The 23,767-nt window shown below is 69.4% G+C and carries 24 protein-coding genes; 16 read left to right on the forward strand and 8 right to left on the reverse strand.

Annotation, left to right across the window (positions count from 1 at the left end):
• The first annotated feature begins 26 nt into the window (after positions 1 to 26).
• Genes fadD3 through DQP58_RS06700 form a run of 5 tightly spaced genes read left to right on the forward strand, consistent with a single transcriptional unit; the run spans position 27 to position 5,785 of the window.
• Entirely contained in the window at positions 27 to 1,571 is a 1,545-nt protein-coding gene (gene fadD3, locus DQP58_RS06680) for a 3-((3aS,4S,7aS)-7a-methyl-1,5-dioxo-octahydro-1H-inden-4-yl)propanoate--CoA ligase FadD3 (RefSeq protein WP_112707683.1), read from the forward strand.
• Positions 1,571 to 2,716, forward strand: coding sequence for an acyl-CoA dehydrogenase family protein (locus DQP58_RS06685; protein WP_112707684.1), 1,146 nt, complete (start codon positions 1,571 to 1,573; stop codon positions 2,714 to 2,716). Before fadD3 ends, DQP58_RS06685 begins: the two co-directional genes overlap by 1 nt.
• A complete protein-coding gene (locus DQP58_RS06690) occupies positions 2,713 to 3,669 on the forward strand; it encodes an acyl-CoA dehydrogenase family protein (RefSeq protein ID WP_112707685.1) in 957 nt (318 codons plus the stop codon). Before DQP58_RS06685 ends, DQP58_RS06690 begins: the two co-directional genes overlap by 4 nt.
• Complete coding sequence (gene ipdE2, locus DQP58_RS06695; RefSeq protein ID WP_112707686.1) at positions 3,666 to 4,622, forward strand: acyl-CoA dehydrogenase IpdE2; 957 nt, start codon at positions 3,666 to 3,668, stop codon at positions 4,620 to 4,622. The genes DQP58_RS06690 and ipdE2 overlap by 4 nt, the downstream gene beginning before the upstream one ends.
• Positions 4,619 to 5,785, forward strand: a complete 1,167-nt coding sequence (locus DQP58_RS06700) for a pyridoxal phosphate-dependent aminotransferase (protein ID WP_112707687.1) — start codon at positions 4,619 to 4,621, stop codon at positions 5,783 to 5,785. Before ipdE2 ends, DQP58_RS06700 begins: the two co-directional genes overlap by 4 nt.
• 19 nt (positions 5,786 to 5,804) lie before the next feature.
• On the opposite strand, the gene DQP58_RS06705 is transcribed toward DQP58_RS06700, so the two are convergent.
• The gene (locus DQP58_RS06705) at positions 5,805 to 6,635 is read right to left on the reverse strand and encodes an arylamine N-acetyltransferase family protein (protein ID WP_112707708.1); all 831 of its coding nucleotides are present in this window, start codon (positions 6,633 to 6,635) and stop codon (positions 5,805 to 5,807) included.
• Between the two features lie 130 nt (positions 6,636 to 6,765).
• Between DQP58_RS06705 and DQP58_RS06710 the strand changes: the two genes are divergently transcribed.
• Complete coding sequence (locus DQP58_RS06710) at positions 6,766 to 7,245, forward strand: hypothetical protein (RefSeq protein WP_112707688.1); 480 nt, start codon at positions 6,766 to 6,768, stop codon at positions 7,243 to 7,245.
• Between the two features lie 7 nt (positions 7,246 to 7,252).
• On the opposite strand, the gene hsaB is transcribed toward DQP58_RS06710, so the two are convergent.
• Genes hsaB through hsaA form a run of 4 tightly spaced genes read right to left on the reverse strand, consistent with a single transcriptional unit; the run spans position 7,253 to position 10,795 of the window.
• Positions 7,253 to 7,819, reverse strand: a complete 567-nt coding sequence (gene hsaB, locus DQP58_RS06715) for a 3-hydroxy-9,10-secoandrosta-1,3,5(10)-triene-9,17-dione monooxygenase reductase subunit (RefSeq protein ID WP_112707689.1) — start codon at positions 7,817 to 7,819, stop codon at positions 7,253 to 7,255.
• An 11-nt stretch (positions 7,820 to 7,830) separates the two neighbouring features.
• Complete coding sequence (gene hsaC / locus DQP58_RS06720; protein ID WP_112707690.1) at positions 7,831 to 8,733, reverse strand: iron-dependent extradiol dioxygenase HsaC; 903 nt, start codon at positions 8,731 to 8,733, stop codon at positions 7,831 to 7,833.
• Complete coding sequence (gene hsaD / locus DQP58_RS06725; protein ID WP_112707691.1) at positions 8,730 to 9,608, reverse strand: 4,5:9,10-diseco-3-hydroxy-5,9,17-trioxoandrosta-1(10),2-diene-4-oate hydrolase; 879 nt, start codon at positions 9,606 to 9,608, stop codon at positions 8,730 to 8,732. Before hsaD ends, hsaC begins: the two co-directional genes overlap by 4 nt.
• A gap of 2 nt (positions 9,609 to 9,610) precedes the next feature.
• The gene (gene hsaA, locus DQP58_RS06730) at positions 9,611 to 10,795 is read right to left on the reverse strand and encodes a 3-hydroxy-9,10-secoandrosta-1,3,5(10)-triene-9,17-dione monooxygenase oxygenase subunit (RefSeq protein ID WP_112707692.1); all 1,185 of its coding nucleotides are present in this window, start codon (positions 10,793 to 10,795) and stop codon (positions 9,611 to 9,613) included.
• Positions 10,796 to 11,007: 212 nt separating this feature from the next.
• Between hsaA and DQP58_RS06735 the strand changes: the two genes are divergently transcribed.
• Positions 11,008 to 12,102: a ferredoxin--NADP reductase gene (locus tag DQP58_RS06735; protein ID WP_112707693.1), complete on the forward strand. Its 1,095-nt coding sequence runs from the start codon at positions 11,008 to 11,010 to the stop codon at positions 12,100 to 12,102.
• A gap of 46 nt (positions 12,103 to 12,148) precedes the next feature.
• Complete coding sequence (locus tag DQP58_RS06740; protein WP_112707694.1) at positions 12,149 to 12,682, forward strand: hypothetical protein; 534 nt, start codon at positions 12,149 to 12,151, stop codon at positions 12,680 to 12,682.
• An 89-nt stretch (positions 12,683 to 12,771) separates the two neighbouring features.
• Here the strand turns inward: DQP58_RS06740 and DQP58_RS06745 are convergent, their stop codons facing one another.
• Entirely contained in the window at positions 12,772 to 14,922 is a 2,151-nt protein-coding gene (locus tag DQP58_RS06745; protein ID WP_112707695.1) for an acyl-CoA dehydrogenase, read from the reverse strand.
• 342 nt (positions 14,923 to 15,264) lie between these two features.
• Here DQP58_RS06745 and kstR point away from each other — a divergent pair, with 342 nt between their 5' ends.
• On the forward strand, positions 15,265 to 15,864 hold the full coding sequence (gene kstR / locus DQP58_RS06750) for a cholesterol catabolism transcriptional regulator KstR (RefSeq protein WP_066867395.1): 600 nt from the start codon (positions 15,265 to 15,267) through the stop codon (positions 15,862 to 15,864).
• A 6-nt stretch (positions 15,865 to 15,870) separates the two neighbouring features.
• Here kstR and DQP58_RS06755 read toward each other — a convergent pair whose 3' ends face one another.
• A complete protein-coding gene (locus tag DQP58_RS06755) occupies positions 15,871 to 16,959 on the reverse strand; it encodes a LacI family DNA-binding transcriptional regulator (protein ID WP_112707696.1) in 1,089 nt (362 codons plus the stop codon).
• Positions 16,960 to 17,087: 128 nt separating this feature from the next.
• Between DQP58_RS06755 and DQP58_RS06760 the strand changes: the two genes are divergently transcribed.
• Genes DQP58_RS06760 through DQP58_RS06790 form a run of 7 tightly spaced genes read left to right on the forward strand, consistent with a single transcriptional unit; the run spans position 17,088 to position 23,430 of the window.
• On the forward strand, positions 17,088 to 18,026 hold the full coding sequence (locus DQP58_RS06760) for a metal ABC transporter solute-binding protein, Zn/Mn family (RefSeq protein ID WP_112707697.1): 939 nt from the start codon (positions 17,088 to 17,090) through the stop codon (positions 18,024 to 18,026).
• Entirely contained in the window at positions 18,023 to 18,838 is an 816-nt protein-coding gene (locus DQP58_RS06765) for a metal ABC transporter ATP-binding protein (protein WP_112707698.1), read from the forward strand. Before DQP58_RS06760 ends, DQP58_RS06765 begins: the two co-directional genes overlap by 4 nt.
• Positions 18,838 to 19,698 (forward strand): metal ABC transporter permease, encoded by an 861-nt coding sequence (locus tag DQP58_RS06770; RefSeq protein ID WP_112707699.1) that lies wholly within the window; start codon positions 18,838 to 18,840, stop codon positions 19,696 to 19,698. Before DQP58_RS06765 ends, DQP58_RS06770 begins: the two co-directional genes overlap by 1 nt.
• Before the next feature lie 34 nt (positions 19,699 to 19,732).
• On the forward strand, positions 19,733 to 20,443 hold the full coding sequence (locus DQP58_RS06775) for a sensor domain-containing protein (protein WP_112707700.1): 711 nt from the start codon (positions 19,733 to 19,735) through the stop codon (positions 20,441 to 20,443).
• Positions 20,444 to 20,499: 56 nt separating this feature from the next.
• Positions 20,500 to 21,258: a LamB/YcsF family protein gene (locus DQP58_RS06780; protein ID WP_112707701.1), complete on the forward strand. Its 759-nt coding sequence runs from the start codon at positions 20,500 to 20,502 to the stop codon at positions 21,256 to 21,258.
• On the forward strand, positions 21,258 to 22,175 hold the full coding sequence (locus tag DQP58_RS06785) for an MBL fold metallo-hydrolase (RefSeq protein WP_112707702.1): 918 nt from the start codon (positions 21,258 to 21,260) through the stop codon (positions 22,173 to 22,175). The genes DQP58_RS06780 and DQP58_RS06785 overlap by 1 nt, the downstream gene beginning before the upstream one ends.
• Before the next feature lie 13 nt (positions 22,176 to 22,188).
• Positions 22,189 to 23,430: an SLC13 family permease gene (locus tag DQP58_RS06790; protein WP_112707703.1), complete on the forward strand. Its 1,242-nt coding sequence runs from the start codon at positions 22,189 to 22,191 to the stop codon at positions 23,428 to 23,430.
• Here DQP58_RS06790 and DQP58_RS06795 read toward each other — a convergent pair.
• The coding region (locus tag DQP58_RS06795) for a response regulator transcription factor (RefSeq protein WP_133259347.1) at positions 23,427 to 23,767 on the reverse strand (341 nt) is incomplete at its 5' end. The genes DQP58_RS06790 and DQP58_RS06795 overlap by 4 nt on opposite strands.

The following is a 23,767-nucleotide window of genomic DNA, read 5'->3' on the forward strand; positions in this document are numbered from 1 at the left end:
CGCCAGCGCCGCCACAGGAGCATCCCATGACCAACGATCCGCGCACGGTGCCCGCGGCGCTGGATCGTTTCGCGAGCCGCCTGCCCGATCACGACGCGCTGATCACCGACGAACGGTCCTTCACCGCCGCCGGCCTGCGCGACGAGGTGTACCGCGCGGCCGCCGCCCTGATCGATCTGGGCGTGCGGGCGGGTGACCGGGTGGCCGTCTGGTCGCCGAACACCTGGCACTGGGTGGTGGCCTGCCTGGCAATCCACCACGCCGGGGCCGCGATGGTGCCGCTGAACACCCGCTACACCGCCGCCGAGGCCAGCGACATCCTGGCCCGCACCGGCGCTCCGGTGCTGTTCGGCATGGGCCGCTTCCTGGGCCACGATCGCCTGGCCGACCTGGACCGCGCGGCGCTGCCCGCGCTGCGGCACATCGTGCGGATACCGATCGATGCCGACGATCCTGTCCCGGGGACCTGGGACGAGTTCATCGCCCGCGGCACCGACCTCGACGCGGTCGCCGCTCGCGCGCTCGCCGTCATGCCCGACGACGTCAGCGACATCCTCTTCACGTCCGGCACCACCGGCCGCAGCAAAGGCGTGCTGTGCGCCCACCGGCAGTCGCTGTCGGCCTCGGCGTCCTGGGCGGCCAACGGCAAGATCACCAGCGACGACCGCTACCTGTGCATCAACCCGTTCTTCCACAACTTCGGCTACAAGGCCGGCATCCTGGCGTGCCTGCAGACCGGTGCGACGCTGATCCCCCACCTCACCTTCGACCCGCTGCGCGCGCTGCAGGCCATCGAACGACATCGCATCACCGTGCTGCCCGGGCCGCCCACCATCTACCAGACCCTGCTCGACCACCCGGCGCGCAACGATTACGACCTGAGCTCGCTGCGGTTCGCGGTGACCGGCGCGGCGACCGTGCCGGTGGTGCTGGTCGAGCGCATGCAATCCGAACTCGACATCGACATCGTGCTGACCGCCTACGGGCTGACCGAGGCCAACGGCATGGGCACCATGTGCCGCGCCGACGACGACGCGGTCACCGTGGCCACCACCTGCGGCCGCCCGTTCGCCGACTTCGAGTTGCGCATCGACGCCTTGGCCCCCGGGGAGCCGGGCGAGGTGTTGCTGCGCGGGCCGAACGTGATGCTGGGCTACCTGGAAGACCCCGAGGCCACCGCGGCCGCCATCGACGCCGACGGGTGGCTGCACACCGGTGACATCGGCGCCGTCGACGCGGCCGGCAACCTGCGCATCACCGATCGGCTGAAAGACATGTACATCTGCGGTGGGTTCAACGTCTACCCCGCCGAGGTCGAGCAGGTGCTGGCCCGGATGGACGGCGTGGCCGACGCCGCGGTGATCGGAGTTCCCGACGAGCGGCTCGGCGAGGTGGGCCGGGCATACCTGGTGACCCGGCCCGGCGCCCAGCTCGACGAGCAATCCGTGATCGCTTACACCCGTGAACATCTGGCGAACTTCAAGGCACCGCGGTCGGTGCGGTTCGTCGACGCGTTGCCGCGCAATGCCGGCGGCAAGGTGGTCAAACCACAACTGCGAGAGCTGGACTGATGGATCTGGATCTAGACGATGACACCCTGGCCTTCCAGGCCGAGGTCCGGGAATTCCTGTCGGCCAACGCCGAAAAGATCCCGACCAAGTCATACGACAACGCCGAAGGCTTTGACCAACACCGGAAATGGGACCGCGTGCTATTCAACGCCGGCCTGTCGGTGATCACCTGGCCGAAACGCTACGGCGGCCGCGACGCCCCGCTGCTGCACTGGGTGGTGTTCGAGGAGGAGTACTTCCGGGCCGGCGCGCCGGGCCGCGCCAGCGCCAACGGCACCTCGATGCTGGCGCCGACGCTGTTCGCGCACGGCACCGAAGAACAGCGGATGAGAATCCTGCCGAAAATGGCCAGCGGAGAGGAGATCTGGGCCCAGGCGTGGTCGGAGCCCGAGTCCGGCAGCGACCTGGCGTCACTGCGATCCACCGCCACCCAAACCGACGGCGGTTGGCTGCTCAACGGGCAGAAGATATGGAGCTCGCGAGCCCCGTTCGCCGAGCGGGGCTTCGGGCTGTTCCGGTCAGACCCGGGGGCGGAGCGGCACAACGGGCTGACGTACTTCATGTTCGACCTGAAGGCCCAGGGCGTCACGGTGCGCCCCATCGTCCAGCTGGGCGGCGACACCGGCTTCGGCGAGATCTTCCTCGACGACGTCTTCGTGCCCGACGAGGACGTGATCGGCACCCCGCACGAGGGCTGGCGGGCCGCCATGAGCACGTCGAGCAACGAGCGCGGCATGTCCCTGCGCAGCCCGGCCCGCTTCCTGGCCACCGCCGAGCGGCTGGTGCGGCTGTGGCAGGACAGCGGGTCACCCGACGCGTTCGCCGACCGGGTGGCCGACGGCTGGATCAAGGCGCAGGCCTACCGGTTGCAGACCTTCGGCACGGTGACCCGGCTGGCCGAGGGCGGGGAGCTGGGCGCCGAATCCTCGGTGACCAAGGTGTTCTGGTCCGACCTCGACGTCGAACTGCACCAGACCGCGCTGGACCTGTTGGCCGCCGACGGGGAACTGACCGGCCGGTGGACCGAGGGCCTGCTATTCGCGCTGGGCGGCCCGATCTACGCCGGCACCAACGAGATTCAGCGCAACATCATCTCCGAGCGGTTGCTAGGCCTGCCACGTGAAAAGTCCGGAGGCAAGAAGTGAAATTTGCGCTAGACGAACAGCAGCGCGACTTCGCGGCCAGCATCGACGCCGCGCTGGGCGCGGCGGATCTGCCCGGCGCGGTGCGCGCGTGGTCGGCGGGCGACACCGCACCGGGCCGCAAGGTGTGGGAGCAGCTGGCCAACCTGGGCGTCACCGCGCTGGCCGTGCCGGAGAAATTCGACGGCATCGAGGCCGACCCGGTCGACCTCGTCGTCGCCATCGAGCGCCTGGGTCGCTGGTGCGTGCCGGGCCCGGTGGCCGAATCCATCGCGGTGGCACCGGTTTTGCTCGCCTCGGGCGATCTGGCCGAGCGCAGCGCCGAATTGGCCTCCGGTGAGCTGATCGCCACCGTCGCCCTGCCGCCGCAGACGCCGCGCGCGGTGGACGCCGACGTGGCCGGGCTGGTGCTGTTGGCCGGTGCGGACGGCGTCACCGAGGCGGTGCTAGTGGGGGCGCCCGAAGCGCCCTACGAGTCCGTCGACCCGAGCCGGCGGCTGTATGACGTGACCGCGACCGGGTCATCGTGGCAGGCGGATGTCCAGCGCGCCTACCAGTTCGGCGCGCTGGCCACCGCGGCCCAGCTGATCGGTGCGGCCGAGGCGCTGCGCGACGGGGCGGTCGACTACGCCAAGCAGCGCACCCAGTTCGGCCGGGTGATCGGCTCGTATCAGGCGATCAAGCACAAGCTCGCCGACGTGCACATCGCCATCGAGCTGGCCCGCCCGCTGGTGTATGGCGCGGCGCTGACGCTGGATCCCCGCGATGTGAGTGCGGCCAAGGCAGCGGCATCCGAGGCGGGGCTGTTGGCGGCGCGGTCCGCGCTGCAAACCCACGGCGCCATCGGCTTCACCCAAGAGCACGACCTGTCGCTGTTGCTGTTGCGGGTGCAGGCCCTGCGGTCCGCGTGGGGCACGCCGGAGCAGCACCGGCGGCGAGTGCTGGAGGCGCTATGACCACCACAGAAGAACGCGAGCTCCTCCGCGAGACCGTCGCCGCCCTGGTGGCCAAGCACGCCGGCCCGGCCGCCGTGCGCGCGGCCATGGAGTCCGACAAGGGCTACGACGAGTCGCTCTGGCAGCTGCTGTGCGAGCAGGTCGGCGCCGCGGCGCTGGTGATCCCCGAGGAGCTGGGCGGTGCGGGCGGCGAATTGGCCGACGCCGCAACGGTTTTGCAGGAGCTCGGCCGCGCGCTGGTGCCCTCCCCGCTGCTCGGCACCACGCTGGCCGAGCTGGCGCTGCTGAGCGCGACCGAACCGGACGCCACGACGCTGGAGGCCCTCGCCGAGGGTGCCGCGATCGGCGCGCTGGTGTTCGACGCCGACTATGTGGTCAACGGCGACATCGCCGACGTCGTGGTCGCCGTCGAGGACGGCCGGTTGAGCAGGTGGACCCGGTTCCGCGCCGAGCCCGTCACCACCATGGACCCGACCCGGCGCCTGGCGCGGCTGACGGCCGAGGAGACCGAGCCGATCGGCACCGACCCCGGCCTGGCGGACACGGCGGCCATCCTGCTGGCCGCCGAGCAGATCGGCGCCGCGCAGCGCTGTCTGGAGCTGACGGTCGAATACGCCAAGGACCGAGTGCAATTCGGCCGGCCGATCGGCAGCTTCCAGGCGCTCAAGCACCGGATGGCCGATCTGTATGTCACCGTCTCCGCCGCCAAGGCCGTCGTCGCCGAGGCCTGCGATGCCCCCAGCCCCACCAACGCCGCCACCGCGCGCCTGGCCGCCACCGAGGCACTGAACGTCGTGGCCGCCGAGGGGATCCAGTTGCACGGCGGCATCGCGATCACCTGGGAACACGACATGCACCTGTACTTCAAGCGCGCCCACGGCAGTGCGCATCTACTGGATTCGCCGCAACAACTGCTTAGGCGGCTGGAATCCGAGGTACTCCAGACGCCGTGACCGACCGTGTCTCGCTGCGCGCCGGCATCCCACCGTTCTATGTGATGGATGTGTGGCTGGCGGCCGCGGAACGCCAGCGCAGCCACGGCGACCTGGTCAACCTCTCGGCGGGCCAGCCCAGCGTGGGTGCACCCGAGCCGGTGCGAGCGGCAGCGGCGGCCGCTGTGCATTCCAACGAGCTGGGTTACTCGGTGTCGTTGGGCACCCCGGAACTGCGCGCCGCGATCGCCGCCGACTACCAGCGCCAGCACGGGCTCGACGTCGAACCGGATGCGGTGGTGATCACCACCGGCTCCTCCGGGGGCTTCCTGCTCACCTTCCTGGCCTGCTTCGACGTCGGCGATCGCGTGGCGCTGGCCAGCCCTGGTTACCCGTGTTACCGAAACATCCTGTCCGCCTTGGGTTGTGAGGTGGTGGAGATCCCCTGCGGGCCGCAGACCCGCTTCCAGCCGACCGCGCAGATGCTCGCCGCCCTCGACCCGCCGGTGCAGGGCGTCATCGTGGCAAGCCCCGCCAACCCGACCGGAACCGTCATCGAGCCGGCGGAGCTGGCCGCCATCGTCTCCTGGTGTGATGCGTCGGGAGCGCGACTGATCAGCGACGAGGTGTACCACGGCCTGGTCTACGAGGGTGCGCCGCAGACCAGTTGCGCGTGGCAGACATCCCGAAACGCCGTGGTGGTCAACAGCTTTTCGAAGTACTACGCGATGACGGGCTGGCGGCTGGGCTGGCTGCTGGTGCCGGCCGAGCTGCGCCGCGCGGTGGATTGTTTGACCGGCAATTTCACCATCTGCCCGCCCGTGCTGTCGCAACTCGCCGCGGTGGCGGCCTTCACCCCGGAGGCGACGACCGAAGCCGACGGTCACCTGCACCACTACGCGACCAACCGCTCGCTGGTGCTCGACGGGCTGCGCAGCATCGGCATCGAGCGGTTGGCCCCCACCGACGGCGCCTTCTACGTCTACGCCGACGTTTCGGAATTCACCGACAACTCGATCGAGTTCTGTTCAAAGCTGTTGGCGCAGACCGGTGTTGCGATCGCGCCGGGCATCGACTTTGACACCGCGCGCGGCAATTCGTTCGTGCGACTGTCGTTCGCGGGCCCGACCCACGATATCGAGGAAGCGATGCGACGCCTCGGCCCCTGGCTCGCGGCGCGCTAGCGAAACCGCACGAGGGCGCCTAGGCGTCGAGCACCTGCGCGATGCGCGCCTCGAGCGCGCCCGCCTCGCCGATGCCCGCCACGTCGATGCCGAACCGCTCACCGAGCACCTCGACGACCGCCGCCGCATCCTCCAGGCGGATCTTCTCGCTGCCGTCGGCGCGGTGAATGGTCAGGTTTCGGCCGGCCAGGTTGTAGCGGGCGTCGTCGGTAATCAACGCGACCATCAGGCTCGTCACGAAATGCGACGACGGATGGGTGGAGACGTACCAGCTGCCCACCCGCAGATCGATCAGGGGCACGCTTCGGGTGCCGAAGACGTACAGCGGTTGCCACTGGTCGCGGACCTGCGCTTGCAGCACCAGGCCGTCACCGCGGTCGTCGAGCCGATACGGCTCGTGCGTGGTCTGCTGGGCGTTGCCGGTCTGCAAACGGATGGGAGACGTCAGCGTCTGGCCACCGAAGCCGACGTCGACCAGAAACGAGCCCTGCGAGCCCGGGAACGTCACCGCCAGCGCGGTGTGCGTCTGGGCGCCCAGCGGCGTCTCGGGCGGCTGCATCCAGACCACCCGGCCGGCCAACCGCCGCACCCGAAAACCGATTTCGGCAAGCGCGTAGCCCATCAGGCCGTTCTGCTCGTAGCAGTAGCCCCCGCGGCGCCGGCGGACCAGCTTGTCGGTGAGGGCTTCCGGGCCGAGGTCGTCGACCGGCACACCAATCAGCGGATCGAGGTTCTCGAACGGGATCGAGCCGGTGTGGGCGGTCATCAGCGCCTGTAGCACCTCGAGGTTCGGCTCGGCCGGACCGTCGTAATTGATGCGGTCGAAGTACCCGTCCAGGTCCAGCGTCATGACTCCATTCTCCGGCCCCGCGGTCGCGCCCGAGCCGCGGGTGTCGACTTGGGTTGTTTCGTTCCTGTCGAATACGGCAACCCGGCGAACGGAGCCTTCGCGCTTCGGTATATCGACAACGGAGTCCATCATGAACACCAGCAACACCGTCTGGATCGTCATCGCCGCAGTTGTGGCGGTCCTCGTGATCGTCGCCCTGGCCATCGCCGCCCGCAGAGCCACCAGGCGCCGCCGCGAGCGGGAGGCCGAGGGAATTCGCGAAAAAGCCAAGTTGGAGACCGCCAAGGTCGAGCGCCGTGAGGCGCTGGCCGCCGAGACGGCCGCGAAAGCCCGTGCCGCGCAGGCCGAAGCCGAGGCCAAGGCCGCCGAAGCCGCCCGCTTACATGATCGGGCGTCAACCCATCAGACGGAAGCGGCGTCCTCGCGCGAACAGCTCGACGAGCAGTTCAAGCGTGCCGACAACCTCGACCCGAAGGTGCAGGCCGACAAGGACAGGGACGCCGCGGCCGGCGAGAACACCACCGGCCGCGACCCCGCGTGGAGCCAGGAGCAGCCGATAGCGGACAACTCCCCCACGGTCGACATGTCCGCCGACCGCCGCGACCGGTAGGGCGCCGCTACAGCCAGGTGTCCTGGGTGGTGGTCGTTAAGAACGCCTCCAGGTCATCGCGCCACTGCGCGGGCGTCGTCTTGTCCGGTTCGATGCCGGTGTATTCACCGCGATAGAACAGCAGCGGCCGCGGCTTGATCTTGGGCGCCTCCGAAAGCGATTGCACCGCACCGAATACCACGAAGTGATCGCCCCCGTCGTGCGCGGAGGCCACCGTGCAGTCGATGTAGGCCAGCGATCCGTCGATGATCGGCGAACCGAGTTCGGAAAAGTGCCAGTCGATCCCGGCGAACTTATCGGGCTCCTTGGAGCCGAAGCGGGCCGAGACGTGCTTCTGCTGCTCGGTCAGCATGTTGACGCAGAACCGCCCGCTGGCCTCGATGGCCCGCCACGACCGCGACACCTTGGTGGGGCAGAACAACACCAGCGGTGGGTCCAGCGACAGCGCCGCGAACGACTGGCAGGCGAAACCGACCGGGACGTCGTCATGCACGGTGGTGATGATGGTGATCCCGGTGCAGAACTGGCCGAGCACACTGCGGAACGTGCGCGGGTCGATCGGCGCGGCAGTCATAGCCTGAGAAACTAACCCTTGAATCCGACGCTGAAGTCGTGGCCCCACAGGCTGATCGCGGTGCTCTCCCGGGCGATCCAGTCGTCGTCGGCGACTTGCCTTCCCTCGCAACCGAATTCGATGTCGAACCCGCTGGGTGTCTTCATGTAGAAGGACAGCATCAGGTCGTTGACGTGGCGGCCCAGCGTCGCCGACATCGGCACCTTGCGGCGCAGCGCCCGGTCCAGGCACAGGCCGACGTCGTCGGCGTTCTCGACCTCGACCATCAGGTGCACGATGCCGCTGGGAGTCTGGCCGGGCATGAAGGCCAGGCTGTGGTGGCGCGGGTTGCAGCCCAGGAACCGCAGCCAGGCCGGGGGGCCGTCGGCGGGCCGGCCGACCACCTGAGGCGGCAGCCGCATCGAGTCACGCAGCTTGAAGTCCAGCACGTCGCGGTAGAAGTGCAGGGTCTCTTCGTCGTCGCGGGTGGTCAGCACCACGTGGCCCAGGCCTTGGTCCTCGGTGACGAACTTGTGCCCGTACGGGCTGACCACGCGGCGGTGTTCGAGCGCAGCGCCGTGGAAGACCTCCAGGCAGTTGCCGGACGGATCGGAGAACCGGATCATCTCGTCGACCCGGCGGTCGGCCAGCTCGGCGGCGGTGGCCTCCTTGTAGGGCGTGCCCTCGATGTCGAGCCGATTCCGGATCTCTTGCAGCCCAGCGGCATTCGCGCATTCCCAGCCAGATTCGATGAGCCGGTCAGCCTCGCCGGGCACAATCACCAGCCGCGCCGGGAAGTCGTCCATCCGCAGATAGAGCGCGCCTTCGGTGGCGCCCTTGCCCTCGACCATGCCGAGCACCTTCAGGCCGTAGTCGCGCCAGGCCGCCATGTCGGTGGCCTCGATACGCAGATAGCCCAGCGAGCGGATGCTCATCGCGCACCTCCCAGGAAATCGATGGTGAGCTTGTTGAACTCGTCGAACTTCTCCACCTGTGCCCAGTGCCCACATTGCCCGAAAACGTGAAGCTGTGCACGCGGAATGGTTTTCAGTGCGACTAGCGCGCCGTCCAGCGGGTTGACCCGGTCCTCGCGGCCCCAGATCAGCAGCACCGGCTGGCGTAGCCGGTGCACTTCGCGCCACATCATGCCCAGCTCGAAATCGGCTCCGGCGAAAGACATCCCCATTGCCCGCGTCGCGGTCAGCGATTCGGGTGTGCTGGCCAATTCGAAGCGCTGGTCGATCAATTCGTCGGTGATCAGCTTCTGGTCGTAGACCATCACCCGCAAGAACGCCTCGAGGTTTTCGCGGGTGGGCTCGGCGGAGAACTTGCCGAGCCGTTTGACGCCCTCCGTCGGGTCGGGCGCGAACAGGTTCACGCTCACCCCGCCGGGGCCCATCAGCACCAGCTTGCCGGCCCGGTCCGGGTAATCCAGCGCGAAGCGGACCGCGGTGCCACCACCCAGCGAATTCCCAACCAGCGGAACGCGTCCCAAACCCAGCTGGTCGAAGAGACCCGCCAAGGCGCGGGCCGCGTAGTGGTTGAACTGCCCGTGCTCGGCGCGCTTGTCGGAGTGGCCGTAGCCCGGCTGGTCGACGGCCAACACATGAAACCGCTCGGCCAGCACCGGGATGTTGCGGGAGAAGTTCGTCCAACTCGCCGCGCCCGGCCCGCCGCCGTGCAACAGCACCACGGTCTGGTCGTTGCCGACCCCGGCTTCGTGGTAGTGCAGCTTCAGCGGGCCGTCGACGTCCACCTCTGCGAACCGCGAAGTGGACTCGAACGTCAGCTCCCCCGTCGTAGCTGTCATGGCTAGACCATGGTGTCGCCGGGCGGCAACCCGAACTCGTTGTTCCCGAAGATCTGGTAGGCCCGCTCGGGGTCGTTGGCCGCGTGCACCCGCCCGGCGTGCGCGTCGCGCCAGAACCGTTGCACCGGTTGGTCATTGCCCAAGGCGGTGGCACCGGACGCCTCGAACAGCCGATCGATGGAGGCGATCGCGCGGCCGGTGGCGCGCACCTGGTCACGGCGCGCGCGGGCGCGCAGCTCGAACGGGATCTCCTTGCCGGCGGACAGCAGGGCGTATTCGTCGGCGACGTTGCCGCTCAACTGACGCCAGGCCGCATCGATGTCGCTGGCCGCCTCGGCGATGCGGACTTTGGCGAACGGGTCGTCCTTGGCCTTCTCGCCGGCGAACGCCGCCCGCACCCGCTTGCCTTGGTGCTCGACGTGCGCGTCGTACGCGCCGTAGGCCATCCCGACGATCGGCGCCGAAATGGTTGTGGGATGCATTGTGCCCCAAGGCATCTTGTAAACCGGCGCGGTGTTGGTCTCATACCCGCCCGCGGTGCCGTCGTTCATGGCCTTGTAGGACAGGAACCGGTGGCGCGGCACGAAGACATCCTTGACGACGACGGTGTTGCTGCCGGTGCCCCGCAGGCCCACGACGTGCCACACGTCGTCGATGCGGTACTCGCTGCGCGGGATCAGGAAGCTGCCGAAGTCTACCGGACGGCCGTCCTTGATCACCGGACCGCCGAGAAAGGCCCACGTGGCGTGGTCACAACCCGAGGACCAGTTCCATGAGCCGTTGACCAGGTAACCGCCGTCGGTCACCACGCCGGCACCCATCGGGGCATACGACGACGACACGCGGGTCTTGGGGTCCTCGCCCCAGACCTCCTCCTGGGCCTGCTGGTCGAACAGCGCCAGGTGCCAGTTGTGCACGCCGATGATCGAGCTCACCCAGCCGGTGGAGCCACACGCGCTGGCCAGCCGCCGCACCGCCTCGTAGAACAGCGTCGGATCGCACTGCAAACCGCCCCACTGCTCGGGCTGCAACAGGGTGAAGAAGCCCACATCCTGAAGATCCTGAACGGTCTCGTCGGGCAGCCGCCGCAGGTCCTCCGTCGCCTGAGCGCGTTCGCGAATCTGCGGGAGCAGATCATCGATGCCAGCCAAAACCGACTGCGCATCACGCTGTTGAATGGACGTCACTTACGTTTGCCTCCTGCGCCAGACTTACTCAGCGGACTTACACCAGAGACTAGAACACGTTCCGATTTGTGTCGAGCAGGGTATTCCTGCGGCTGGTAGCGATACGAAACCGCTTTTCTGTAACATGTTCTAGTTGCCCGTGGCGATCGCAAGAGCGGCGGAGCCGGTCGCAGCGGGTCGACACGTTTTGCAACGAAAGGAGGGGGCGGGCCTTGACCGAGGCGGATCTGGACCAAGCACCCGACGAGCCACTCGGTGACCACGTCCTCGAACTGCAGGTCGCCGAGGTCATCGCCGAGACCGACGACGCGCGGTCGCTGGTGTTTGCGGTACCGGACGACGCGGGCGACCCCGCCATCCCGCCCGAGCGGCTACGGTACGCGCCGGGCCAGTTCCTGACGCTGCGCGTTCCCAGCGAGCGCACCGGCTCGGTGGCCCGCTGCTATTCGCTGTGCAGCTCGCCGTTCACCGACGACGCGCTCACGGTCACCGTCAAACGCACCGCGGACGGCTACGCGTCCAACTGGCTGTGCGACCACGCGCACAAGGGCATGCGGATCCACGTGCTGGCCCCGTCGGGCACCTTCGTGCCCAAGACGCTGGGCGGTGACTTCCTGCTGATGGCCGCGGGCAGCGGCATCACCCCCATCATGTCCATCTGCAAGTCGGCGCTGGCCGAGGGCAGCGGGCAGGTGACGCTGGTGTACGCCAACCGCGACGAGCGCTCGGTGATCTTCTCCGACGCGCTGCGCGAGCTGTCGGCCAAATACCCCGACCGGCTCACGGTGCTGCACTGGCTCGAATCGCTGCAGGGCCTGCCCAGCGTGCCCGCCCTGGCCAAGTTGGCCGCGCCCTACACGGATCGGCCCGTGTACATCTGCGGCCCAGGCGCCTTCATGGACTCGGCGAGACAAGCGCTGGAAACGCTGAAAGTGCCTGCGGCGCAGATACATATCGAGGTGTTCAAGTCGCTGGAGTCCGACCCGTTCGCGGCGGTGAAGATCGAGGACACCCCCGAGGGCGACGAGCCGCCGGCGACCGCGGTGGTGGAGCTCGACGGCGAAACCCACACCGTGTCGTGGCCGCGCAACGCCAAGCTGCTCGACGTCCTGCTGGCCAAGGGCCTCGACGCACCCTTCTCCTGCCGCGAGGGTCACTGCGGCGCCTGCGCGTGCACGCTGCGCAAGGGCAACGTGAGCATGGAGGTCAACGACGTGCTCGAGCAGCAGGATCTGGACGAGGGCCTGATTCTGGCCTGTCAATCTCACCCGGAATCTGATTCGGTAGAAGTCACCTACGACGAGTAGTCGTGGGGTTAAGTTCACCGTTGGGTCACCGGGAAAGGGAGCATCGATGATGCGGCTGGTATCGGGGTTCGCAGTCGTCGCAGTGCTGCCGATGCTCGCGCCCGCCGGGGTGTGCGCGGCGGCCAGCAACACCGCCACCACGCTGTTCCCACTGGACGGGCCCAACCAGCTCGAGACGCGGGCCGTCCTGAATTGCTTCAAGGCCGACGGTCACTGCGACTTCACCGCCGGGGCGGACATGCTGACGCCCGACGGGGTGACCGGCTTCCCGCCCGGCCTGTGGGCCCGGCAAACCACCGAGATCCGGTCCTCCAATCGGCTGGCCTACCTCGACGCCCACGCCACCGGCCAGTACGAGCGGGTGATGAAGTCGATGGGTTCCGACGAGATCACCACCATCTACATGGGTGAGGGCCCGCCGGAGAAATACCAGACGAACGGGCGCATCGACTCCACCGATTGGCAGACCGGCCAACCCAAGACCGACAACAACGTCATCGCGTGCACCCACATCCAGGTGGTCTACTCCGGGGTCAACATCACGTCGCCGAGCACCTGCGCGCAGACCACCTTCTCCTAGGGGCCCAGTTTCGCCGAGCCCGCTAATCCGCAGACGAAGTGCGAGTGCGGGTGTGCGAATTTACCGGCTCGGCGAATGCGGTTACCTGGCTAGCGCGGCAGCCCAAGGAGTCGCTCCGCGGCGACGGTGAGCAGGATCTGCTCGGTGCCGCCGGCGATGGTCAGGCAGCGGGTGTTGAGGAAGTCGAACACCGCGCGGTCGCCGTCCGCCCGCCGATCGACCAGCCCGCCGCCCTCGGACACATCCATGGTGAATTCGGCCAGGGCCTGGCGGTAGCGCACACCGATGAGCTTGCGCACGCTGGACTGCGCCCCCGGGTCCTGGCCGCCCACGGCCAGCTGGGCGATCCGCTGGTCCAGCAGCGCGCCGGTCTGCGCGGCGACGATCAACCGCCCCAACCGGTCTTGCTGCGCGGCGTCGAGGTCGAGCTCGGCCAGCAGCTCGAGCAGCTCCTCCATCGGGTTGCCCAGCGCCGTCCCGTTGGCCATCGCGACCCGCTCGTTGGCCAGCGTGGTGCGAGCCAGCCGCCAACCGTCGTTCACCTCGCCGACCACCAGCTCGTCGGGAACGAACACGTTGTCCAGGAACACCTCGTTGAACAACGAGTCGCCGGTGATCTCCCGCAGCGGGCGGATCTCGATACCCGGTGAGCTCATCTCCACCAAAAAGTAGGTGATGCCTTTGTGTTTCGGCGCGTCCGGATCGGTGCGGGCCAGGCACACGCCCCAGCGCGCCTTGTGCGCCGCCGACGTCCACACCTTCTGCCCGGTCAGGTTCCAGCCGCCCTCGGTCCGGACCGCCTTGGTGCGCAGCGACGCCAGGTCCGAGCCGGCTCCCGGCTCGGAAAACAGTTGACACCACAGGAATTCGCCACGCGTGGTGCCGGGCACGAAGCGCTCGATCTGCTCTTGCGTGCCGTGCTCGAGAATGGTCGGCGCCGCCCACCAGCCGATCACCAGGTCGGGCCGGGCCACGCCGGCCGCCGCCAGCTCCTGGTCGATCAGCAGCTGCTCGGCCGGTCCCGCGCCGCGCCCGTAGGGCGGCGGCCAGTGCGGTGCCTGCAGGCCCGCCTCGGCCAGCGCCGCCTGCCGCTTCTCCTCGGGCAGTTCGGCGATCTGGGCGACGGCGGCGGCGATCTGCGCCCGCTGGTCCTCGACCTCGCTGAGATCGATACCCAGGCGGCGTCGCACACCCGACTGGGTCAGCGCGGTGATGCGGCGTAGCCAGGCCTCCGCCCCGCCCAGGAACCGGCCGATGGCGTGCGCCCGGCGCAGGTACAGATGCGCGTCGTGCTCCCAGGTGCAACCGATGCCGCCGAGGACCTGGATGCAGTCCTTGACGCTGGCCTTCACGGCGGCGATGCCGGTGCTCGCGGCCAGGGCCGCCGCGATGGAGAACTGGGATTCGTCGTCCTCGGCGGCCGCCCGCGCGGCATCGGCGGCGGCCACCTCGGCCTGCTCGGCGCGGCACAGCATCTCGGCGCAGATGTGCTTGATGGCCTGGAAGCTGCCGATCGGCTTGCCGAACTGCTCGCGGACCTTGGCGTAGTCGACGGCGGTCTCCAGCGACCATCGGGTGATGCCGGCCGCCTCGGCCGCCAGGACGGTCGCGGCCAGTTCCTCGACGCGCTCGCGCTTGTCCGACACCACGGTGGCCGGCGCCGAGTCCAGCACCACCCGGGCCAGGGGCTGGGAGAAGTCGGTGGCCTGCAGGGGTTCGATCCGCACGCTCTCGCCGCCGGTGTCGATCAGCAGCCACTTGCCGTGGGCAGGCGCCAGCAGCACGGCGCCGTCGGCCACGCCCAGCGCGAACGGCAGCGTGCCCGAGGCCTTCGACGTCGCGCCGTCGAACCCGATGTCACCGTCGAGCGCCAGCCCGGCGAAACGCTCCCCGGCGACCAGCGCCGCCAGCAACTCCGGCTCCGATCCGGCCTCGGCGAGAACCAGCGTGGCCAGCGCGGTGGTGGCCACCGGCCCGGGGATCAGCGCCTTCGCCGCCTCCTCGACCATCGCGCACAGGTCTTCGATGCTGCCGTCCGCCCCGCCGAACTCCTCGGGGATCGCGACGCCGAAGATGCCCAGCTCGGCCAGCCGGGAGAACACCGGCCGCCAGGCGTCGGCCTCGCCGTGCTCCACGTCGCGGATCGCCGCGGTGCCGCCCGGCCCCGACGTCGAATTGCGGGCCCAGTCGCGCACCAGGGCCCGCGCGGCAAACTGCTCGTCGGTGACGGTCGCTACCACGTGAGAGACCTCCGCGTCCTTGACTCGGTGTGACAAGGGCTCAAGCCCCTGACCTGACTGTGCGATCTGCCCGCCCAGCGGGTATGTCTTCCGCACGTGTTGGCACGCAACCCGCGCTCTACGAGACTAGAACGTGTTCTAATAGTGCCAGTGATCGACCGTCAAGTCGAACGCCATTACAGCAGCACAGCGCTTGTCCGCGGCGGTATGGAGGTGGGAAATTCACACGCAGAATGCGTATCGTTTGCAAACGAACCGCCGGGAACAGGAGCAAACCGTCACATGCCAGCCAACGCAAATCCGAGCCGCGTATCTGACGCGCAGCCGCGCGAGGTTCTGAACGTGGCGGTACTGGCGGAGTCCGAACTGGGGTCGGAGGCGCAGCGGGAACGCCGCAAGCGCATCCTGGACGCCACCATGGCCATCGCCTCCAAGGGCGGCTACGAGGCAGTTCAGATGCGCGCGGTGGCCGATCGCGCCGACGTTGCGGTGGGGACGCTGTACCGGTATTTCCCGTCGAAGGTGCACCTGCTGGTGTCGGCGCTGGGCCGCGAGTTCAGCCGCATCGACGCCAAGACGGACCGCTCGGCGATGACCGGGGGCACGCCCTTTCAGCGGCTGAACTTCATGGTGGGCAAGCTCAACCGCGCGATGCAGCGCAACCCCCTGCTGACCGAGGCGATGACCCGGGCCTACGTGTTCGCCGACGCGTCGGCGGCCAGCGAGGTCGACCAGGTGGAGAAGCTCATCGATTCGATGTTCGCGCGGGCGATGGCCGACGGCGAACCGACCGAGGACCAGTACCACATCGCCCGGGTGATCTCCGACGTGTGGCTGTCGAACCTGCTGGCGTGGCTCACCCGGCGGGCCTCGGCCACCGACGTCAGCAAGCGGCTGGACCTCGCGGTGCGGCTGCTGATCGGCGACCAGGACTCGAAGTAGCCCGGCTCACGCCGGCGGGCCGGCGGTGCGGCCCCGGATGAGTTCGGTGTCCAACAGTTCGACGGCGGGCAGGCCCGGCGTGCCTGTCCGTGGCGGCTTCAACAACAGCTCCCCGGCCCGGCGGCCCTTCTGCAGGCTGGACTGCGACACCGTGGTCAGCCCGCGGTTGATCGCCTCGGGCACGCCGTCGAAGCCGGTGACGGTCATCTGCCCCGGCACGTAAATGCCGTGCGCACGCAGGTAATCCATGGCCGACAGCGCCAGGATGTCGGCGGTGCACATGAGCGCGGTGATCCGCGGGTTGGCCTGCAGCGCCGCCTTGGCGGCCGCGCCACCCGATTCGGGCAGGTGCTCGTAGCTCTCCACCACGGTCAACGAATCGGGCTCCACGCCCGCGGCCGTCATCGCCTCCCACACGCCGACGATGCGCTCGCGCTGCACGTCGAACGCGGGTGAGCGGAGCCGGTCGGCGTCGACCAGGCCCTGGCGCCGGTCCCGGCCCAGCCGCATGGTCAGCAGCCCGATCTCGCGATGCCCCAGACCCAGCACGTGGTCGGCGAGCTCACGCATCGCCGCACGGTCGTCGATGCCGACCCGCGAGACGCCGGCCAGCCCCTTGGGCTGGTCGACCACCACTATCGGCAGCCGGCGCTGCAACACCACCTGCAGGTAGGGATCCTCGTCGCACACCGAATAGACCACAAAGCCATCCACGCCGGCCGAAAGCACCGCGGCCGTGCCGTCTTTGAGGCTGCGGCTGGGTCCGACGGCCACCAGCAGCAGCCCCTGCCCCAACGCTTCGCAGGACTGGGCCACGCCGGTGACGAAGTCGCGTGCGGCCGGGTCGCTGAAGAAGTAGGGCAGCGGTTCGGCCATCACCAGACCGACCGCGCCCGCCTTGCGGGTCCGCAACGAACGCGCCACCGGGTCGGGGCCGGCGTAGCCCAACCGCTTGGCCGTCGCGAGGACGCGCTCGCGCAGGTCCGGGGAGAGCTGATCGGGCCGGTTGAAGGCATTCGAGATCGTCGTGCGCGAAACGTTGAGCTCGTCCGCCAACGACGCCAGAGTCGCACGCCGGCGCGGTGTGGGACTCACGTTCGGTGAGGCTACAGCGGATCGGGGCTCGTGCGTACGCGCTTCAGCTTGCGGCTTTGTAATGGAAACGGTTTTCATTAGTATTGTGGATCGGCTGACTGGCCGGCGGGAGGAAATCGGACGTGCGCATGGCACCGACGCGGCAACGAACGGCGAAGGCCAGAACCGCCGACGCGACGCGATGGCTGGCGGCCGCGCTGGCGTTGGCCGGCGGCGCGGCGCTTACCGGCTGTGGCGCAACGGCGCATTCGCGCGAGCTCTCCGTCGTCGCCTCCACCGACGTGTGGGGCAGCGTGGCGCGCGCCGTCACCGGCCGCCACGTCGCCGTCAAATCCATTCTCAGCGGGGCGGACATCGACCCGCACTCCTACGAGGTCAGTCCCGCCGACGCCGCCGCGATCGCCGACGCCCCGCTGGTGGTCTTCAACGGCGGCGGGTACGACGGGTGGGTCGACGACGTGCTGGCCCGCCACCCCGACGCCAAGCCGGTCAACGCCTACTCGTTTCTGAACAACGACGGAGCACCCCGCAACGAGCACGTCTTCTATGACCTGGGCGTCGCCAAATCGGTGGCGAGCGCCATCGCCGAGCGCCTCGCGACGATCGACGCGGGCAACGCCGCCGACTACCGGACCAACGCCGCCGCGTTCGGCCGCGACGCCGACTCGATCGCCGGCGCCGAACACGCCATCGCGACCGCCTACCCCAACACCCCGGTGGTCGCGACCGAACCGGTCGCGTTCTACCTGCTCAAGGCCACGGGCCTGGTGAACCGGACCCCGCCCGCGTTCGAGGCGGCCATCGAGAACGAGACCGATCCGGCACCGGCCGACATGGCGGTGGTTCTCGACCTGGTCAACCGTCGTCAGGTGTCGGCGGTGCTGCTCAACCCGCAGACCTCCACCACCGCGATCAACGGCCTGCGCGACGCCGCACGGCGCGCGGGCGTCCCGGTCACCGATGTGTCCGAAACCCTGACCGATGGCACGGAATACCTTGCCTGGCAACGCAATACGGTCAGTCAGCTGCAGTCCGCGCTGCGGTCGAGCCGGCCCGTACCGTCGTGAGCCTCGAACCGGCCATCGAGAACCCCGCGGAAACGGTTTCGCTGCGGGGGGCGCGGCTGTCCTTCGGCGACCGCGTGCTGTGGGACCACCTGGACCTGTCGGTGTCGCGCGGCGAATTCATCGCGGTGCTGGGCCCGAACGGCAGCGGCAAGACGTCGCTGCTCAAGGTGCTGCTGGGGCAGCTGCCGCTGAGCGGCGGTGTCGGGCTGGTGGACGGCAAGCCGATCACTTCCGGCAGCGGACGCATCGGCTATGTGCCCCAACACCATCCGATGGACGCCGACGTGATGCTGCGCGGGCGCGACCTGGTGCGGCTGGGCATCGACGGGCCGAGCTGGGGCGCGATCCCGTTGCGGTCCGCCGATCGGGCCCGCCGGCGCGCGGCCGTGCGCCAGGCGCTGCGCCAAGTCAACGGCGAACACCTGGCCGACGTCCGGGTCGGGATGATGTCGGGCGGCGAGTTGCAGCGGGTGCGCATCGCCCAGGCGTTGGTCAGCGACCCGCTGCTGTTGCTGTGCGACGAACCGCTGCTGACGCTGGACCCGGCCAACGCCAGGCTGGTGTCGGCGCTCATCGAGCGGCGCCGCCAGGACGCCGCGACCACCGTCATCGTCGTCACCCACGAAATCAACCCGATCCTGCCGTACGTGGACCGGCTGCTGTATCTGGTCGACGGCCGGTTCGAGATCGGCACGGTCGAGCAGGTGATGACCAGCCAGACCCTCTCGGCGCTCTACCAATCCGACATCCAGGTGGTGAAGGTCAAGGACGGTTACGTGGTGGCCGGCGCTCGTGACGACGGGTACTGCTGATGGAGCATCGGCTCGCCGGCCTGCTGGACCACCTGTTCTCCTTCGACATCACCGCCCACCTGCTCGCCCACGACTTCGTGCAGCAGGCGCTGGTGGCGGCCGCCCTGCTGGGGCTGGTGGCCGGGCTGATCGGGCCGTTCATCGCGATGCGCCAGATGTCGTTCGCCGTGCACGGTTCCAGCGAATTGTCTTTGACCGGAGCCGCTTTCGCGCTGCTGGTGGGGTTCGGCGTGGGCCTCGGCGCCCTGATCGGCAGCGCCCTGGCCGCGGCGCTGTTCGGTGTGCTCGGCCGGCGCGACCGGGAACGCGACTCGGTGATCGGCGTGGTGCTGGCGTTCGGGCTGGGCCTGGCGGTGTTGTTCATCCATCTCTATCCGGGCCGCACGTCGACCAGCTTCGCCCTGTTGACCGGCCAGATCGTCGGGGTGGGCTATACGGGCCTGACCATGCTGGCGCTGGTCTGTTTGCTCGTCATCGCCGTGCTGGCGACGTGTTACCGCCCGCTGCTGTTCGCCACGGTCGACCCCGACGTCGCCGCCGCCCGCGGCGTGCCGGTCTACGCGCTCGGCATCGTGTTCGCCGCCCTGGTCGGGGTGGTGGCGGCCCAGGCGGTGCAGATCGTCGGCGCGCTGCTGGTGATGTCGTTGTTGATCACGCCGGCGGCCGCGGCGGCCCGGCTGGTCGCCTCCCCGGCGGCGGCGATGGTGACCTCGGTGGTGTTCGCCGAGGTGTCCGCGGTCGGGGGCCTGGTGCTGTCGCTGGCGCCGGGCGTGCCGGTGTCGGTGTTCGTCGCGAGCATCTCGTTCCTGATCTACCTGCTCTGCTGGCTGATCGGGCGCCGGCGATCCGCTGCGGCTTAAGCTGGGCCCCACAAGGTTCCACGTCCGGGAGGCAGTGGTGCGCGGGCGAATCGCGTTGCTGGTGGCCGCGGCGGTGTCCACCCTGGCGACCGGCTGCACCACCGTGGTCGGCGGCAGCGCGTCACCCGCGGACACCTCCGGTCCGCTGCCCCAGCCGCCGGTGGTCGCCGCGGCGCTGGATGGGCTGCTGCTCGGGGTGGACCAGATCAACTCCTTGCTCAGCTCGGGGATGCGGCTGCGGTACGGCGTTCAGACGATGTGGGATTGGAGTTCGACTTTCAGCGACAAGAGCTGCCTGGCGATGGACGGCCCGGCCCAGGAGGCCGTCTATGCGGACACCGGCTGGATCGCGATGCGTGGCCAGCGCCTCGACGACAACTTCGACGACCCGGCGGTCCGCAACGACTCCGCCATCCAAGCCGTGATCGCCTACCCTTCGGCGCGCAAGGCCAACGCGTTCTACGACGCCTCGGTGCGAAGGTGGTCCGCCTGCGCCAACCGGAAGTTCTCCGAACATCCCGTGGACAAGCCGGAAATCGTGTGGACGGTCGGCGAGGCCCACAAGGTCGGTGGCACGCTCAGCACCTCCGAAGTTCAGGACAGTAGCGACGGCTGGACGTGCCAGCGGGCGCTGACCGTGCGCAACAACGTCGTCATCGACGTCGCCACCTGCGGCTCCTTCGTGCCCGGCGGTTCCGCGGTCGACCTCGCCGAGCAGATCGCGGCCAGGGTCAGCGGGCGGTAGCCGACGCCGCGCGTCCTCGCCTAGGCGGGCGCGGGGTGCCCCCATAAGCTGGGCGGGTGGCCGCTATCGACCTCAACGCCGACCTGGGCGAGGGCTTCGGTGTCTGGCGCCTGGGTGACGACGACGCCATGCTCGGCATCGTCAGCAGCGCCAACGTCGCGTGCGGTTTCCACGCCGGTGACCCGGCGGGCCTGCTGCGGGTATGCCGATCGGCCGCTCGGCGCGGGGTCCGCATCGGGGCGCAGGTGAGCTACCGCGACCTGGCCGGGTTCGGCAGGCGCTTCATCGACGTCGCCGCCGAGGACCTGATCGCCGACGTGGTGTATCAGATCGGCGCGCTGCGGGCGATGGCGCACGCGGCCGGCTCCACGGTGTCCTACGTCAAACCCCATGGCGCGCTCTACAATACGATCGTCACCCACGTCGAGCAGGCCGCCGCCGTAGCCGAGGCGGTGCGCCTGGTGGATTCCGGGTTGCCGGTGTTGGGCATGGCGGACTCGGCGTTCTTCGAAGAAGCCACCCGGCGCGGGTTACGCACCGTCGCAGAGGCTTTCGCCGACCGGGCCTACCGGCCCGACGGCCGGCTGGTGTCGCGCCGCGATCGAGGCGCGGTGCTGGCCGACCCGGCGGTGATCGCCGACCGGGTGGCGGCCATGGTCGACTCCGGGCGGATCACCGCGATCGACGGCACCCAACTCACGCTGAAGGTGGAATCGGTTTGCGTGCATGGTGATTCGCCGGGGGCGGTGCAGATCGCCACCGCCGTCCGCGACCGCCTTGCCACGGCCGGCACCGAGATCAAGGCGTTCTGCTGATGCGACTGAAACTCGGGCGTCCCGACATCACGAGGTACGCAGGCCGGTTCGACGCCCCCGCCGCCGAACCCGACGGGCTCTCGGTGACCTGGATCGGCGTCGCCACCCTACTGATCGACGACGGCTCGTCGGCCCTGATGACCGACGGCTACTTCTCCCGGCCCAGCCTGGCCACGGTCGCGGCCGGCAAGGTGGCGCCCTCGCCGGCGCGCGTCGACGGATGCCTGGCCCGGGCCAAGGTCTCGCGGCTGGAGGCGGTCATCCCGGTGCACACCCACTTCGACCACGTGCTGGACTCCGCACTCGTCGCCGACCGCACCGGCGCGCGGCTGGTCGGCGGGCAGTCCGCGGCCAACGTCGGTCGCGGATACGGCCTGCCGCAGGACCGGATCGTCGTCGCGGTCGACGGCGAACCGATGCAGCTGGGCGCCTACGACGTGACCCTGATCGAATCGCACCACTGCCCGCCCGACCGGTTTCCCGGCGTCATCGGCGAACCGGTGACCCCGCCGGTGCGGGCCTCGGCGTATCGCTGCGGCGAGTCCTGGTCGACGCTGGTGCGCCACCGGCCGACGGGCCGGCGCCTGCTGATCCAGGGCAGTGCCGGCTTCGTCGAGGGCGCCCTGGCCGGCCGGCGCGCCGACGCGGCGTACCTGTCCGTCGGACAGCTGGGGCTGCAGCCCCGGTCATACCTGCTCGACTACTGGACCGAGACCGTGCGCGCGGTGGGTGCGCGCCGGGTGATCCTCATTCACTGGGACGACTTTTTCCGCCCGCTGACAAAACCGTTGCGGGCCTTGCCCTATGCCGGCGACGACCTGGACGTCTCCGTCCGTGTCCTCGACGAGCTCGCCGCGCAGGACGGTGTCTCGGTGCACCTGCCCACGGTGTGGCGGCGCGAAGACCCGTGGAAGTAGAGCGGTTGGCACCTTGGCCCTGACGCTTGCGCTGTTGCTGCTTGCCGTGGTCCTCGCGTTCGCCGTCGCGCGCCCAGGCGGCTGGCCCGAGGCGCTGGCCGCCGTCCCGGCGGCCCTGATCCTGATCGCTGTCGGCGCGATCTCGGTGCACCAGGCGGCCAGACAGATCGCCGATCTATCCGGGGTGGTCGCGTTCCTGGGTGCGGTGTTGGTGCTGGCCAAGCTGTGCGACGACGAGGGCCTGTTCGAGGCCGCGGGCGCGGCGATCACCCGGGGCCGGGTCGGGTCGGGCGGCCTGCTGCGGCGGGTCTTCGTCATCGCCTCGCTGATCACCGCGGTGCTGAGCCTGGACGCCGCCGTGGTGCTACTGACGCCGGTGGTGCTGGCGGCCGTGCGCCGGCAGCGCACCCGGGTGCGGCCCTACGCCTACGCCACCGCCCATCTGGCCAACGGCGCATCGCTGTTGTTGCCGGTGTCGAACCTGACCAATCTGCTGGCGTTCCACACCGCCAACATCTCGTTCACCAAGTTCACCCTCGCGATGGCGGCGCCGTGGGTGGGCGCGATAGCCGTCCTCTACGTGGTCTTCCGCTGGTTCTTCGCCAAGGACCTGCGGGTGCAGCCCGACCCGGAAGAGCTGGGCGCGCCGCCACGCCCGCCGGTGTTCGTACTGGTGGTCGTGGCGCTGACGCTCGCCGGGTTCGCGGTCGCCCAGTCGGTGGGCATCGCCCCGGCCTGGGTGGCGCTGTGCGGCGCCGCGGTGTTGGCGGTGCGCAGCCTGCGCCGTCGGCACACCTCGGCGTCCGACATCGTGCGCTCGGTCAACATCTCGTTCCTGGTGTTCGTGCTGGCGCTGGGCGTCGTGGTGCAGGCCGTGATGCTCAACGGGATGGACCGGGCGATGTCGGCGGTGCTGCCGTCGGGTTCGAGCCTGCCCGCGCTGCTCGCCATCGCCGCGCTGGCCGGCGCGCTGGCCAACGTCGTCAACAACCTGCCCGCCACGCTGGTGCTGTTGCCGCTGGTCGCGCCGAGCGGGCCGGTGGCCGTGCTGGCAGTGCTCATCGGGGTCAACATCGGCCCCAACCTGACCTACGTCGGATCGCTGTCGAACCTGTTGTGGCGGCGGGTGTTACGCCAGCACGACGTCGACGCCGGGGTCGGCGAATACACCCGCCTCGGCGTGTGCACGGTGCCCGCGTCGCTGGCGGTGGCAGTGCTCGCGCTGTGGGCCTCGGCGCGGCTGCTCGGTCTCTAGGCCGTGGGCGAGCCGCAGGGGCCCGACCGGATGATCGACGCCAGCTCCTCGCGCGACTGCGCCCCCACCCGCTGGCAGGCCCGGTACACGTGGCCCTCCACGGTGCGCACCGACATCACCAGCTTCTCGGCGATCTCGCGGTTGGACAGCCCGGCCACCACGAGCTCGACGACGTCGCGCTGGCGGCCGGACAACTTCAGGCCCGTCGGGGTGTGCAGCGCCGGCGTGTGCAAGCCACCGCACTCGTCGGCCAGTTCCCGGGCCAACGCCGCGGCATACAGCCCGCGGCGGTGATGCTGGCCTTCGTCGAACACCACCGAGGCCTGCGCCAAGAGAT

This window comes from Mycobacterium colombiense, from assembly GCF_003284975.1.
GTDB lineage: Bacteria > Actinomycetota > Actinomycetes > Mycobacteriales > Mycobacteriaceae > Mycobacterium > Mycobacterium europaeum_A.